This window comes from Escherichia sp. E4702 (assembly GCF_963883545.1).
Taxonomy (GTDB): Bacteria; Pseudomonadota; Gammaproteobacteria; order Enterobacterales; family Enterobacteriaceae; genus Escherichia.
The window spans coordinates 79,173-92,375 of sequence record NZ_CAWORF010000020.1 but is presented as its reverse complement, the minus strand read 5'-3'; the positions used below and the strand labels follow the sequence as shown (position 1 = coordinate 92,375).

Below are 13,203 nucleotides of genomic sequence, written 5' to 3'. Positions count from 1 at the left end.
CTCACACCAGACCGCAAACGGTCAGCAGTAAATCAATGACTTTGATACCAATAAACGGCACCAGCAGCCCACCCAGACCGTAAATCCATAAGTTACGGCGCAACATGGCAGAAGCGGTAAGCGGTTTATAACTCACGCCTTTTAATGCCAGGGGAATCAAAAAGACGATAATCAAGGCGTTGAAAATGACCGCACTGAGAATGGCGGAGTCGGGCGAATGCAGGCGCATGATGTTCAGCGCATTTAGCTGCGGATACGTTGCCGCGAATGCCGCTGGAATAATGGCGAAGTATTTCGCCACATCGTTGGCAATGCTGAAGGTGGTCAGCGAGCCACGGGTCATCAGCATCTGTTTGCCAATATGCACCACTTCGATCAACTTGGTCGGGTTAGAGTCCAGATCCACCATATTGCCCGCTTCTTTCGCCGCCTGAGTACCGGAGTTCATCGCCACCGCGACATCGGCCTGCGCCAGCGCCGGAGCATCGTTGGTGCCGTCGCCGGTCATCGCCACCAAACGGCCTTCCGCCTGATACTGACGGATCAATGCCAGCTTGGCCTCCGGTGTCGCTTCGGCGAGAAAATCATCGACGCCCGCTTCCGCAGCAATGGCGGCGGCAGTCAGACGGTTATCGCCGGTAATCATCACTGTTTTAATGCCCATTTGGCGCAGTTGCGCGAAACGCTCTTTAATGCCGCCTTTGACGATATCTTTCAACGCAATAACGCCCAGCACACGAGCACCTTCTACTACTACCAGCGGCGTGGCTCCCTGACGCGCAACCTGATCGACTTTTTGATCAACATCGACAGGGAAGTGACCACCGTTAGCCTCAACATGGCGGCGAATGGCATCGACAGAACCTTTACGGATCATGCGGTTGTCGATGTTGATCCCGCTCATCCGGCTTTGCGCAGTAAACGGTACAAAGGTGGCATGGAGCGACTGCACATCGCGCTCGCGCAGGTTAAAACGCTGCTTGGCGAGGATCACAATACTGCGGCCTTCCGGCGTTTCATCAGCCAGCGAAGCCAGTTGTGCGGCATCGGCCAGCGTTTTTTCCTCTACGCCCTGCGCGGGGATAAACTCTGACGCCTGACGGTTACCTAGCGTGATGGTGCCGGTTTTATCCAGCAGCAGAACGTCAACGTCACCCGCCGCTTCAACTGCACGTCCGCTGGTGGCGATCACATTGGCGCCCAGCATCCGACTCATCCCGGCGACGCCGATCGCTGACAACAGGCCGCCAATAGTGGTTGGGATCAGACAGACCAGCAGCGCCACCAGTACCGTTACGCTGACTGCATTACCGCCCCACGCGGAAAACGGCCACAGCGTGGCGGTTGCCAGTAAAAAGACGATAGTCAGGGCAATCAGCAGGATGGTCAGGGCAATTTCGTTCGGCGTTTTACGTCGCTGCGCGCCTTCCACCATCGTGATCATCCGATCCAGAAACGTCTCGCCGGGGTTAACGCTGCACTCAATCACCAGCCAGTCAGAAAGAATGCGCGTGCCGCCGGTGACGGAGGCAAAATCGCCGCCGGATTCACGGATCACCGGTGCCGATTCCCCGGTGATGGCGCTTTCATCGACCGATGCGCCGCCTTCAATGACTTCACCATCGCAGGGGATAATATCGCCAGCTTCTACCAGTACGATATCGCCTTTACGCAGTTGATCGGCGGGAACTTTGTCCGCCACAGCGCCATATTTCGGTTCGCGCAGCTTGCGAGCAAAAGCGGTTTTTTTCACCCCTTTCAGACTGTTGGCCTGTGCTTTACTGCGGCCTTCTGCCAGCGCCTCGGCGAAATTAGCGAACAGTACGGTGACCCACAGCCAGCCGCTAATAGCCGCGCTAAACAGCGCATTGCCAGGCATCGCACCGCTTGCCATCGCGATGCTAATACAGGTGGTCAGCAGACTGCCGATCCAGACGATAAACATCACCGGATTGCGCCATTGCGCCTGCGGGTTTAATTTTTTCACCGCTTCTTTCAGCGCCTGAACGACAAGTGTTGGTTCGAATAGCGCCAGTTGTTTACGACTCATATTCAGTGCTCACTCAATATCATCAGGAGAGATATTCCGCCACCGGACCAAGCGCCAGGGCAGGGATAAAGGTCAGTGCGCCAACCAGCAACACGGTGCCGATTAACAGGCCAACAAACAGCGGGCCGTGTGTAGGCAGTGTGCCGGAGCTGGCGGGTTGGCTCTTTTTACTCACCAGCGAACCGGCAATTGCCATCACCGGGATAATCACCCCGAAGCGACCGACAAACATGCACAACGCCAGCAAACAGTTCCAGAACGGAGAGTTGGCGCTTAATCCGGCAAAGGCGCTGCCGTTGTTGTTAGCGGCGGATGACACGGCGTACAGCACTTCGCTAAAACCGTGTGGGCCAGGGTTGAGCATGGCGCTACGTCCTGCGTCGGCCATCATCGCCAGCGCTGCGCCCATCAGTACCAGCGTCGGGGTGACCAGAATCGCCAGTGCGGTCAGTTTCATCTCGCGTACGTCGATTTTTTTACCCAGATATTCCGGTGTACGACCAATCATCAGCCCGGCAATAAACACCGCCAGCAGGACAAAAAGCATCATGCCGTAAAGACCAGAACCGACACCGCCGAATACCACTTCACCAATTTGCATCAGCCACATCGGCACCATGCCACCGAGAGCGGTAAACGAATCATGCATCGCAATCACCGCGCCACAGGAAGCCGCCGTAGTCACGACCGCAAACAGGCTACTGACCAACACGCCGAAACGGCTCTCTTTACCTTCCATATTGATGCTGCTGTCCGCGCCCAGTGCCAGCAGATGAGGATTACCCTGAACTTCTGCCCACATCACCACGCCTACGCAGATGACAAAAATCACCGACATCGCCCACAGCAACATGCGCCCCTGACGGCGATCGCCCGCCACTTCGCCAAAGGCAAAGCACAGCGCTGTTGGGATCAAGAGGATCGCCAGCATTTGCACGAAGTTGGTCAGTGCGGTCGGGTTTTCAAACGGATGAGCCGAGTTGGCATTAAAGAAGCCACCGCCGTTAGTACCGAGCATCTTGATCGCTTCCTGAGAAGCTACTGGCCCCATGGGTAACAGCTGTTGTGCTCCTTCAATGGTCGTTACGGCCTGATAAGGCTGAAAGTTTTGCAACGCACCTTGTTGAATAAAAAACAGCGCTATCAACAACGCCACAGGGGCTAACACCCATAACGTGATGCGTAGCACATCGACCCAGGCATTCCCAAGTGTGCTCATGCTCTGGCGGGTAAACGCGCGGATAAGGGCAAAAATCACCGCAATCCCGCTGGCGGCAGAAAGAAAGTTTTGCACCGTTAAGCCCGCCATCTGGCTGAAATAGCTCAACGTGGTCTCACCGCTGTAAGATTGCCAGTTGGTGTTAGTGACAAAGCTGACGGCAGTATTCAGCGCCAGATCCCACGACAGCCCCGGCAACTGCTGTGGATTAAGTGGCAGATAGTGCTGGCCGAGCAACATAAAAAACAGCACCGCCAGCCCCAGTATGTTCAGGCCGAGAATGGCACAGAGATATTGCTTCCAGTTCATCTCACGGTCAGAGACGCCAAGTACACGAAAGAGTACGCGTTCAACCCCCGCTGTACCGGGAAGAGGAATATCATTAATCAGCCGCGCCAGCCCGCAGCCTAAAGGGCGCGCCAGCACCATTAATACCAGTAAAAACGTGGCGATCAGTAAGAACCCTTGCGCGGCCATCAGAACGCCTCCGCATTGATCAGGGCATAAACCAGATAACCCAGTAATAAAAACACCAGCAACACGCCGGCTATCACGCCTGCACTCACAGTGCACCTCCAGTGGCCTAAAAGTGATACCGGAAGGGTAGAATTCTGGCTGCAAAGATTTCGCAAAAATCTGCGGGCGGGGTGTAAAAAAAGTATAAAAATGGCAAAAGCCATGATTTAACTAATGATTAGTATTAATTTAACTTTCATGTAACTTAATTACACGGTGAATGTAAATAAACCATCAATAAGCAAAAATAAGTGGTCGGATGAGTAGTAAAATTACACAAAAGGCGGTACTATTTTCATCAGATAAACAAATTCATTTTCCGGTGCCATTCACCGGGTAGATACAAAAGGGGGAGAAAAGTATGGAACTCTACAGAGAATATCCTGCATGGCTTATCTTTTTACGCCGTACATATGCGGTTGCAGCGGGCGTTCTGGCGCTGCCTTTCATGCTTTTCTGGAAAGACCGCGCCCGCTTTTACAGCTACCTGCATCGTGTCTGGTCGAAAACCAGCGATAAACCGGTGTGGATGGATCAGGCCGAAAAGGCAACCGGTGATTTTTACTGATTGCTGAGTTCTGAATACATTGAAAACCGCCAGCGGAAACGTTGGCGGTTTTTTTCTTTTCGCCGTCTACACTTACTCCTGTAAACCGTACAGGAGCAGTAATGAATCAACAACGATTTGATGACAGCACTCTAATCTGTATCGTCGCCCTTCATGAGTTACATCGACTGAAATCACACGGCTTAACGCGCGGAGCGCTTCTCGATTATCACAGCCGCTATAAGCTCGTATTTCTGGCTCATTCCCAGCCGGAATACCGCAAACTTGGCCCGTTCGTGGCTGATATTCACCAGTGGCAAAATCTGGATGATTTTTACAACCAGTACCGCCAACGCGTAATTGTTTTGCTTTCTCACCCCGCCAACCGACGTGACCACACCAACGTTTTGATGCACGTTCAGGGTTATTTTCGCCCGCATATTGATTCCACAGAACGCCAGCAGCTGGCGGCGCTTATCGACAGTTATCGCCGTGGCGAGCAACCACTTCTTGCGCCGCTGATGCGTATCAAACACTATATGGCGCTTTATCCTGACGCCTGGCTTTCAGGGCAGCGTTATTTCGAACTTTGGCCGCGTGTGATTAACTTGCGCCATGCAGGAGTTTTATGACCATCCATCTGGTCTGGTTTCGCCAGGATTTACGTTTGCACGATAATCTCGCGCTGGCTGCCGCCTGCCGCAATTCGTCTGCACGCGTGCTGGCGTTGTATATCGCCACACCACGCCAGTGGGCGGCGCATAACATGTCGCCGCGTCAGGCTGAACTTATCAATGCTCAACTGAATGGGCTACAGATCGCGCTGGCGGAAAAAGGTATTCCTTTATTGTTCCGTGAAGTGGATGACTTTGTCGCCAGCGTCGAAATAGTTAAACAGGTGTGCGCGGAAAACAGCGTTACTCATCTTTTTTATAACTATCAGTATGAGGTGAATGAGCGGGCGCGGGATGTGGAAGTTGAAAGAGCGCTGCGTAACGTGGTGTGTGAAGGATTTGATGACAGCGTGATCCTGCCGCCGGGGGCGGTGATGACTGGCAATCATGAGATGTACAAAGTCTTTACGCCGTTTAAAAACGCCTGGCTGAAACGGCTGCGGGAAGGTGTGCCGGAGTGCGTCGCTGCGCCAAAAGTTCGTAGTAGCGGATCAATAAAGCCCGCGCCATCCATTACGCTGAATTACCCTCGTCAGTCTTTCGATACCGCGCATTTCCCGGTGGAAGAAAAAGCGGCGATTGCGCAATTACGCCAGTTTTGCCAGAACGGTGCCGGAAAATATGAGCAACAACGAGATTTTCCGGCAGTAGAAGGTACCAGTCGTTTGTCCGCCAGCCTGGCAACGGGTGGGTTATCGCCTCGCCAGTGTTTACATCGCCTGTTGGCGGAACAGCAGCAGGCGCTGGAAGGTGGACCGGGTAGCGTCTGGCTTAATGAGCTGATCTGGCGCGAGTTCTACCGCCATTTGATGACGTATTATCCTTCGCTGTGTAAACATCGTCCGTTTATTGCCTGGACGGAGCGTGTGCAGTGGCAGCGCAATCCCGCCCATTTTAAAGCCTGGCAAGAAGGTAAAACGGGATATCCGATTGTCGATGCTGCTATGCGTCAGCTTAATAACACCGGCTGGATGCATAATCGTCTGCGGATGATTACAGCCAGTTTTCTGGTGAAAGATTTGCTGATCGACTGGCGCGAAGGCGAGCGGTATTTCATGTCACAACTGATTGATGGTGATTTGGCGGCCAATAACGGCGGCTGGCAGTGGGCCGCTTCTACCGGAACCGATGCTGCGCCGTATTTTCGTATTTTTAACCCGACAACCCAGGGCGAGAAATTTGACCGCGAAGGCGAGTTTATCCGCCAGTGGCTACCGGAGTTGCGCGATGTACCAGGGAAAGCGGTGCATGAGCCGTGGAAGTGGGCGCAGAAAGCAGGTGTGAAGCTGGATTATCCGCAACCGATTGTCGATCACAAAGAGGCGAGGCTGCGAACGCTGGCAGCGTATGAGGCGGCGAGGAGGGGGAAATAACAGACTCGTGCCCAGATGCCGGATGCGGCATGAACGCCTTATCCGGCCTGGCAAATAGTGCAAATTCAATGGGCCATCCAGGCCTGATAAGACGCGTTAAGCGTCGCATCAGGCATCGGTGTTGGCGTATTAAGACTCCAGCGCCAGCGCACGGTTTCTGAACTTCAGCGCCTGATACAGCCAAATCATCAGCACCAGTCCTACACACGCCAACGCACCCCAGGTGATTTGATCAAACACTTCTATATATGCATTGATGGAGTAATTGAGCGCCCCGGAAGCATCAAACGAAGCTTGCGATGTTTGATCGGCAATGACGCCCGCCAGATAGTTAGCAATCGCACCGGAAAGCAGCATGTAAATGCCGGTTAATACGCCGGTCACGCCGGGGATTTCAATACGCGTAATTTGCGACATAGCAACCGGATCGATAAACAGTTCGGCAAACCCCATCACTGCCAGACCAAGCACCATCAGCGGCAGGGAAGAGTGGCCATACATTGCAGACCAGCGGGCGCTTAAGCTCAGAATACAGAACCCGGCGCTCATCAGGCCGAGGCCAAGAGCAAATTTTCCCCAGATGCGCACGGTACGATTACCCGCGACGCTTTCTTTAACCACCCACGCCAGGAACACACCGCACAGCATAACTGCAAAAGCATTAATCGACTGGAACATGGCGGTCGGAACGCTATAACCGAAAATATCGCGATTAACGAAGCGGTCGATATAAAGGCTAATCGAGCTGCCGCCCTGTTGTGCGAAGGCCCAGAACAACATGCTGAAGAAGGTGAGCGTCACAATCAGCCCCAGCTCCTTACGTTGTTTCTGGTTTTCTGCTTTGCGATAAATTTTCGCCAATACACCCAAGCCAATAATAGTGGCGACAATTAAGGCGTATACCGACCACTCTTTCCAGAACAGTACAGTAATCAGCGCAGGCGTTGCGACCAGCAGAACCAGCAGCCATCCCCAGTTCGGCAGGAGAAAGTTTGTCGCACGCAGCACCTTTTTGTTAACGCCGCGGGTATGTGTGAAATGACGATTGCCGCATAAGAAAATGACCAGACCCGCGATCATGCCAACCGCCGCCAGGCCAAAGCCCATCGCCCAGCTGTACTCTTCCTGGGCGTAACCACAGGCGATAGGGGCAATAATCGATCCCACGTTACCCGCCGCATACATCAGCGAGAAACCGCCATCGCGACGTGGATCGGTCGGTTCATACAGTTCACCAAGCAGGCAACTGACGTTGGATTTAAACAGACCATAGCCACAAACGATAATCGCCAGCGACAGATAGAGGAATGACGGGTGGATTTCGCTGGCGCCCAGCACCACATGCCCGACAGCCATCAACAACGCTCCCAGCATTACCGCCATGCGGTTGCCGAGCACTTTATCCGCCAGAAAACCGCCGAGGATCGGCGTGACATACACCAACGAACAATAGGCGCTAAATAACGCGTAAGCGTGGGTGTCGTTGTATTTCAGTTGATTGGTGAGATAGAGAATCAGCAAGGCACGCATGCCGTAAAAGCTAAAATATTCCCAGATTTGTAGCGCGACAACGTAGTAGATAGCGCGCGGCTGTGATGCGTGTTTATTCATAGTAATTCCGCGGTTGGATGCGACACCACGTAATAGTTGCGCGGCGTGCGTGTGTTTCCTTAAAGTTAAAACTCTGATACAGATCTGATTATTTATGCAATATGCTGTCTGATTGCATAAATATACATGAACTATGCATTTATGAGATAAACAATTTGCGCCTTTTGGCGATGGGTTTGTTTCTTAATATGTCGAAAGATTGGCTATCGACGAACAGGCGAGGGAACGCTATGTTAACGGAGTAGCTATCAGAATATGGAAGGCGCAATGATGAAAAACACCGAACTGGAACAACTGATTAACGAGAAATTGAACAGCGCGGCGATAAGTGATTATGCGCCGAATGGTTTGCAGGTGGAAGGCAAAGAGACGGTGCAAAAAATTGTTACCGGTGTCACCGCCAGCCAGGCGCTACTCGATGAAGCGGTACGCCTGGGCGCTGATGCGGTCATTGTGCATCATGGTTATTTCTGGAAAGGGGAATCGCCAGTAATTCGCGGTATGAAGCGTAACCGCTTAAAAACATTGTTGGCGAATGATATCAACCTGTATGGCTGGCATCTGCCACTTGACGCACATCCTGAGCTGGGCAATAACGCGCAACTGGCGTCGTTACTGGGGATCACGGTCATGGGCGAAATTGAGCCGTTGGTGCCGTGGGGCGAACTGACCATGCCGGTACCGGGGCTGGAACTGGCCTCATGGATTGAAGCGCGTTTGGGACGCAAGCCGTTGTGGTGTGGCGACAACGGCCCGGAGGTAGTACAGCGCGTCGCCTGGTGCACCGGTGGCGGGCAAAGTTTTATTGATAGTGCCGCGCGTTTTGGCGTGGATGCTTTTATTACTGGCGAAGTTTCTGAACAGACCATTCATTCAGCCCGCGAGCAGGGATTGCATTTTTATGCTGCGGGTCATCACGCTACCGAACGCGGCGGTATCCGCGCGTTGAGCGAGTGGTTGAATGAAAATACCGATCTTGATGTGACCTTTATTGATATTCCTAATCCTGCATAACGAATAGTCAGAGGGATCGAAAGTGCAACGAGCGCGTTGTTATCTGATAGGTGAAACGGCGGTAGTGCTGGAACTGGAACCGCCGGTGACGCTGGCCAGCCAGAAACGGATCTGGCGGCTGGCCCAGCGTCTGGTGGATATGCCGAATGTCGTTGAAGCTATTCCCGGCATGAACAATATCACGGTGATTTTGCGGAACCCTGAATCGCTGGCGCTGGACGCCATAGAGCGTTTGCAACGTTGGTGGGAAGAGAGCGAGGCGCTGGAACCGGAATCACGCTTTATCGAAATCCCGGTGGTTTACGGTGGCGCAGGCGGGCCGGATCTGGCGGTGGTTGCGGCGCATTGTGGGCTGAGCGAAAAACAGGTTGTTGAATTGCACTCCTCCGTGGAATACGTGGTCTGGTTTTTAGGTTTTCAACCAGGCTTCCCGTATCTCGGGAGTTTGCCGGAACAACTACACACGCCACGGCGCGCTGAACCGCGCTTGCTCGTTCCGGCAGGTTCTGTCGGGATTGGCGGGCCGCAGACCGGTGTTTATCCACTGGCAACGCCGGGCGGCTGGCAGTTGATAGGTCATACTTCGCTCAGTCTGTTTGACCCGACGCGTGACGAACCTATCTTATTGCGTCCGGGAGACAGCGTGCGCTTTGTGCCGCAGAAGGAGGGAGTATGCTGAAGATTATTCGTGCGGGGATGTACACCACCGTGCAGGATGGCGGCCGCCACGGTTTTCGCCAGTCGGGTATCAGCCACTGCGGCGCACTGGATATGCCTGCGCTACGCATTGCTAACCTGCTGGTGGGTAATGATGCCAACGCGCCCGCGCTGGAGATCACGCTCGGTCAGTTAACGGTTGAGTTTGAAAGCGATGGTTGGTTTGCCCTGACTGGCGCAGGTTGCGAGGCGCGGCTGGATGATAATGCTGTCTGGACTGGCTGGCGCTTGCCGATGAAAGCAGGCCAGCGTTTAATGCTTAAACGTCCACAACATGGTGTACGTAGCTATCTGGCGGTGGCGGGCGGTATTGATGTGCCACCAGTGATGGGGTCATGCAGCACCGATCTCAAAGTGGGGATTGGCGGGCTGGAAGGGCGTTTACTGAAGGATGGTGACCGACTCCCGATTGGCAAAGCGAAGCGTGATTTTATGGAAGCGCAGGGCGTTAAACAGTTGCTGTGGGGTAACCGGATTCGCGCCTTACCGGGGCCGGAATATCATGAGTTCGATCGCGCCTCGCAGGATGCATTCTGGCGTTCGCCCTGGCAGCTTAGCTCGCAAAGTAACCGGATGGGCTATCGCTTACAGGGGCAAATCTTAAAACGCACCACCGATCGCGAACTGTTATCTCACGGTTTGTTGCCTGGCGTGGTGCAGGTGCCGCATAACGGGCAGCCCATTGTGTTGATGAACGACGCGCAAACTACCGGCGGTTATCCGCGCATTGCCTGCATCATTGAGGCTGATATGTACCATCTTGCGCAAATTCCGCTCGGTCAGCCGATTCATTTTGTCCAGTGTTCACTGGAAGAGGCACTGAAAGCGCGGCAAGATCAGCAACGTTATTTCGAACAATTAGCGTGGCGGCTGCACAATGAAAATTGACCTGAACGCCGATCTGGGCGAAGGGAGTTCCAGCGATGCGGAACTTTTAACGCTGGTTTCGTCGGCCAATATTGCCTGTGGATTTCATGCAGGCGATGCGCAAACCATGCAGGCTTGCGTGCGTGAAGCAATAAAAAATGGTGTCGCGATTGGCGCTCACCCGAGTTTTCCCGACAGGGAAAATTTTGGTCGCAGCGCCATGCAGCTGCCGCCAGAAACCGTTTTCGCCCAGACGCTGTATCAAATTGGCGCGCTGGCAGCGATTACCCGTGCGCAAGGCGGCGTAATGTGTCATGTCAAACCGCACGGCATGTTATACAACCAGGCAGCGAAAGACGCACAACTGGCAGACGCCATCGCCAGAGCCGTTTACGCCTGCGATCCGGCATTGATTCTCGTCGGGCTGGCAGGAAGCGAGCTGATCCGTGCAGGCGAACGATATGGTCTGGTAACGCGCGAGGAAGTGTTTGCCGATCGCGGCTATCAGGCCGACGGTTCGCTGGTGCCGCGAAGCCAGCCAGGCGCGTTGATTGAAAACGAAGAACAGGCGCTGGCGCAAACGCTGGAGATGGTGCAACACGGCAGAGTCAAAAGTATCACCGGCGAATGGGCAACGGTCGCGGCGCAAACGGTCTGCCTGCATGGCGACGGCGAGCACGCACTGGCGTTCGCCCGCCGGCTACGATCTGCATTTGCCGAAAAGGGGATTGTTGTCGCAGCATAATCCCTCTGAACAAAGAATGAAAAAAGGATATCACCATGCCTGAAGGCCCGGAGATCCGCCGTGCAGCGGATAACCTGGAGGCGGCGATCAAAGGCAAACCACTGACCGATGTCTGGTTTGCCTTCCCGCAGTTAAAACCTTATCAATCACAACTTATTGGTCAGCATGTCACTTATGTGGAAACGCGCGGAAAAGCGTTGCTGACCCATTTTTCGGATGGCTTAACGCTCTATAGCCATAACCAACTCTATGGTGTCTGGCGCGTGGTTGATACTGGCGAAGAGCCGCAGACCACGCGGGTGTTGCGGGTAAAGTTGCAAACAGCCGACAAAACCATTCTGCTTTATAGCGCCTCTGATATTGAAATGTTAACGCCGGAACAACTGACTACGCATCCGTTCTTACAACGCGTTGGCCCCGATGTGCTGGATCCGAATCTGACGCCAGATGTGGTGAAAGAACGGTTATTGTCGCCGCGCTTTCGTAACCGTCAGTTTGCCGGGTTACTGCTCGACCAGGCGTTTCTGGCAGGGCTTGGCAATTATCTGCGCGTGGAGATCCTCTGGCAGGTTGGGTTGACCGGAAATCATAAAGCGAAAGATCTCAACGCGGCGCAACTGGATGCACTCGCACACGCGTTACTGGATATTCCGCGACTTTCTTACGCTACGCGGGGGCAGGTGGATGAAAATAAACATCACGGCGCGTTGTTTCGCTTTAAGGTGTTTCATCGTGATGGCGAGAAGTGCGAACGCTGTGGCGGCACCATTGAGAAAACCACGCTGTCATCGCGCCCGTTTTACTGGTGTCCTGGTTGCCAGCACTAGGCCGTTCGCTTCGGCGCATAGGTTGAAATAAACCGCGCAATGGCTGGCCCCGTCAGCAAAATACTGAACAGGCGCAGGGTTTGCATCGCCATAATAAGCGCCATATCAGCATTGCTCCCTGCGGCGATGACCGCCACTGTATCTAGTCCACCGGGGCTGGTGGCGAGGTAGGCGGTCATAAAATCAATATGCATAAACCGGGTCAGCCCCCACGCCATACCCGCACAAATAGCCAGCAGAGCAAAAATCGACAGCAGGATTTGCGGCAGCGGACGCAATGCCCGCAGCAAAATTTGTTTATCGAAGCCCAGACCAATTCGCCAGCCAATCGCCATATAAGCTATCGCCAGAAGCCATTCCGGTAACTCAATCGTGATGAACTCGCCAGACTGGAGCACCGCACCTGCCAGCATCGGGATAAGCATCGTTCCGGAAGGAAGACGTAGCAGGCATCCCGCCGTACCGGCAACGACCGCGAGCAAAATCGTAAGCAGGAGATTAATGCTCACTGGCGGAAACCATACCATCTGCTGGTTAACCGCTTCAGCGTTATCGCCCAGCATCATTCGGGTAACCAGAACAGCGGCCCCCGCGACGAACAGTACCCGCAGATACTGCATAAACGCCACCAGGCGGATATCTGCGCCGTAATCCTGCGCCATCGCGACCATTGCCGCTGCACCACCAGGCGAGGAGCCCCAGGCACCCGTATTTCCGGGCAGTGAGCTATAGCGCACCAGTAACCATCCCACGATAGCGCTGGAAAGCAACGTCACCAGTAAAATAGCTAACACAATCGGCCAGTTAACCGCCAGCGTGGTCAGGATCGAACCGGTCAGGTTTTGCGCAATCATGCAGCCAAGAATGGCCTGCGCAGCGAGAAAAGCGGAGCGGGGGAGTTGCAGGGTAACCCCGCGCATACTGAAGATGATCCCGGCGATCATTGGTCCAAGCAGGAGTGCCGCCGGGAGATGTAAAGCGAGGAAGCCAATAGAAAGGAGAAGTGACAGAACACATAACATTCCCCACTGTAGCACTGGCAT

The 13,203-nt window shown here is 54.0% G+C and carries 13 protein-coding genes; 8 read left to right on the top strand and 5 right to left on the bottom strand.

The window, feature by feature from the left end:
* Nucleotide 1 precedes the first annotated feature (1 nt).
* From kdpB to kdpF, 3 genes are read right to left on the bottom strand one after another with little or no spacing between them, the layout of a single operon-like run.
* A complete protein-coding gene (kdpB, locus tag AACU94_RS13230; RefSeq protein ID WP_135489576.1) occupies nt 2–2,050 on the bottom strand; it encodes a potassium-transporting ATPase subunit KdpB in 2,049 nt (682 codons plus the stop codon).
* Between the two features lie 22 nt (nt 2,051–2,072).
* Nucleotides 2,073–3,746 carry a potassium-transporting ATPase subunit KdpA gene (kdpA, locus tag AACU94_RS13225; protein ID WP_135489575.1) on the bottom strand — a complete coding sequence of 558 codons (1,674 nt, stop codon included), beginning with the start codon at nt 3,744–3,746 and terminating at the stop codon, nt 2,073–2,075.
* Nucleotides 3,746–3,835, bottom strand: coding sequence for a K(+)-transporting ATPase subunit F (kdpF, locus tag AACU94_RS13220; RefSeq protein WP_001365534.1), 90 nt, complete (start codon nt 3,833–3,835; stop codon nt 3,746–3,748). The genes kdpA and kdpF overlap by 1 nt, the downstream gene beginning before the upstream one ends.
* A gap of 311 nt (nt 3,836–4,146) precedes the next feature.
* Between kdpF and AACU94_RS13215 the strand changes: the two genes are divergently transcribed.
* From AACU94_RS13215 to phrB, 3 genes are all read left to right on the top strand, one after another.
* Nucleotides 4,147–4,353, top strand: a complete 207-nt coding sequence (locus AACU94_RS13215) for a YbfA family protein (RefSeq protein ID WP_000424924.1) — start codon at nt 4,147–4,149, stop codon at nt 4,351–4,353.
* Nucleotides 4,354–4,454: 101 nt separating this feature from the next.
* The gene (locus tag AACU94_RS13210; RefSeq protein WP_135489574.1) at nt 4,455–4,964 is read left to right on the top strand and encodes a YbgA family protein; all 510 of its coding nucleotides are present in this window, start codon (nt 4,455–4,457) and stop codon (nt 4,962–4,964) included.
* On the top strand, nt 4,961–6,379 hold the full coding sequence (gene phrB / locus AACU94_RS13205; protein ID WP_135489573.1) for a deoxyribodipyrimidine photo-lyase: 1,419 nt from the start codon (nt 4,961–4,963) through the stop codon (nt 6,377–6,379). Before AACU94_RS13210 ends, phrB begins: the two co-directional genes overlap by 4 nt.
* Nucleotides 6,380–6,508: 129 nt before the next feature.
* On the opposite strand, the gene dtpD is transcribed toward phrB, so the two are convergent.
* Nucleotides 6,509–7,990 (bottom strand): dipeptide permease DtpD, encoded by a 1,482-nt coding sequence (dtpD, locus tag AACU94_RS13200; protein ID WP_135489572.1) that lies wholly within the window; start codon nt 7,988–7,990, stop codon nt 6,509–6,511.
* 270 nt (nt 7,991–8,260) lie between these two features.
* Between dtpD and ybgI the strand changes: the two genes are divergently transcribed.
* The 5 genes from ybgI to nei are packed head-to-tail and all read left to right on the top strand — an operon-like array spanning nt 8,261 to nt 12,160.
* Complete coding sequence (gene ybgI, locus AACU94_RS13195; protein ID WP_130215061.1) at nt 8,261–9,004, top strand: radiation resistance protein YbgI; 744 nt, start codon at nt 8,261–8,263, stop codon at nt 9,002–9,004.
* A 22-nt stretch (nt 9,005–9,026) separates the two neighbouring features.
* Complete coding sequence (gene pxpB, locus AACU94_RS13190) at nt 9,027–9,683, top strand: 5-oxoprolinase subunit PxpB (RefSeq protein WP_130215016.1); 657 nt, start codon at nt 9,027–9,029, stop codon at nt 9,681–9,683.
* A complete protein-coding gene (gene pxpC, locus AACU94_RS13185) occupies nt 9,677–10,609 on the top strand; it encodes a 5-oxoprolinase subunit PxpC (protein ID WP_135489571.1) in 933 nt (310 codons plus the stop codon). The genes pxpB and pxpC overlap by 7 nt, the downstream gene beginning before the upstream one ends.
* Nucleotides 10,599–11,333 carry a 5-oxoprolinase subunit PxpA gene (gene pxpA, locus AACU94_RS13180; RefSeq protein WP_135489570.1) on the top strand — a complete coding sequence of 245 codons (735 nt, stop codon included), beginning with the start codon at nt 10,599–10,601 and terminating at the stop codon, nt 11,331–11,333. Before pxpC ends, pxpA begins: the two co-directional genes overlap by 11 nt.
* Nucleotides 11,334–11,368: 35 nt before the next feature.
* On the top strand, nt 11,369–12,160 hold the full coding sequence (gene nei / locus AACU94_RS13175) for an endonuclease VIII (protein ID WP_130259238.1): 792 nt from the start codon (nt 11,369–11,371) through the stop codon (nt 12,158–12,160).
* On the opposite strand, the gene AACU94_RS13170 is transcribed toward nei, so the two are convergent.
* Nucleotides 12,157–13,203, bottom strand: a complete 1,047-nt coding sequence (locus AACU94_RS13170; RefSeq protein ID WP_135489569.1) for an AbrB family transcriptional regulator — start codon at nt 13,201–13,203, stop codon at nt 12,157–12,159. The genes nei and AACU94_RS13170 overlap by 4 nt on opposite strands.

Excerpts from the sequence above, each read along its gene's own strand:
- kdpB (WP_135489576.1), bottom strand. The coding sequence starts at position 2,050 with ATGAGTCGTAAACAACTGGCGCTATTCGAACCAACACTTGTCGTTCAG.
- kdpA (WP_135489575.1), bottom strand. The coding sequence starts at position 3,746 with ATGGCCGCGCAAGGGTTCTTACTGATCGCCACGTTTTTACTGGTATTA.
- AACU94_RS13215 (WP_000424924.1), top strand. The coding sequence starts at position 4,147 with ATGGAACTCTACAGAGAATATCCTGCATGGCTTATCTTTTTACGCCGT.
- AACU94_RS13210 (WP_135489574.1), top strand. The coding sequence starts at position 4,455 with ATGAATCAACAACGATTTGATGACAGCACTCTAATCTGTATCGTCGCC.
- phrB (WP_135489573.1), top strand. The coding sequence starts at position 4,961 with ATGACCATCCATCTGGTCTGGTTTCGCCAGGATTTACGTTTGCACGAT.
- dtpD (WP_135489572.1), bottom strand. The coding sequence starts at position 7,990 with ATGAATAAACACGCATCACAGCCGCGCGCTATCTACTACGTTGTCGCG.
- ybgI (WP_130215061.1), top strand. The coding sequence starts at position 8,261 with ATGAAAAACACCGAACTGGAACAACTGATTAACGAGAAATTGAACAGC.
- pxpC (WP_135489571.1), top strand. The coding sequence starts at position 9,677 with ATGCTGAAGATTATTCGTGCGGGGATGTACACCACCGTGCAGGATGGC.
- pxpA (WP_135489570.1), top strand. The coding sequence starts at position 10,599 with ATGAAAATTGACCTGAACGCCGATCTGGGCGAAGGGAGTTCCAGCGAT.
- nei (WP_130259238.1), top strand. The coding sequence starts at position 11,369 with ATGCCTGAAGGCCCGGAGATCCGCCGTGCAGCGGATAACCTGGAGGCG.
- AACU94_RS13170 (WP_135489569.1), bottom strand. The coding sequence starts at position 13,203 with ATGCCAGTGCTACAGTGGGGAATGTTATGTGTTCTGTCACTTCTCCTT.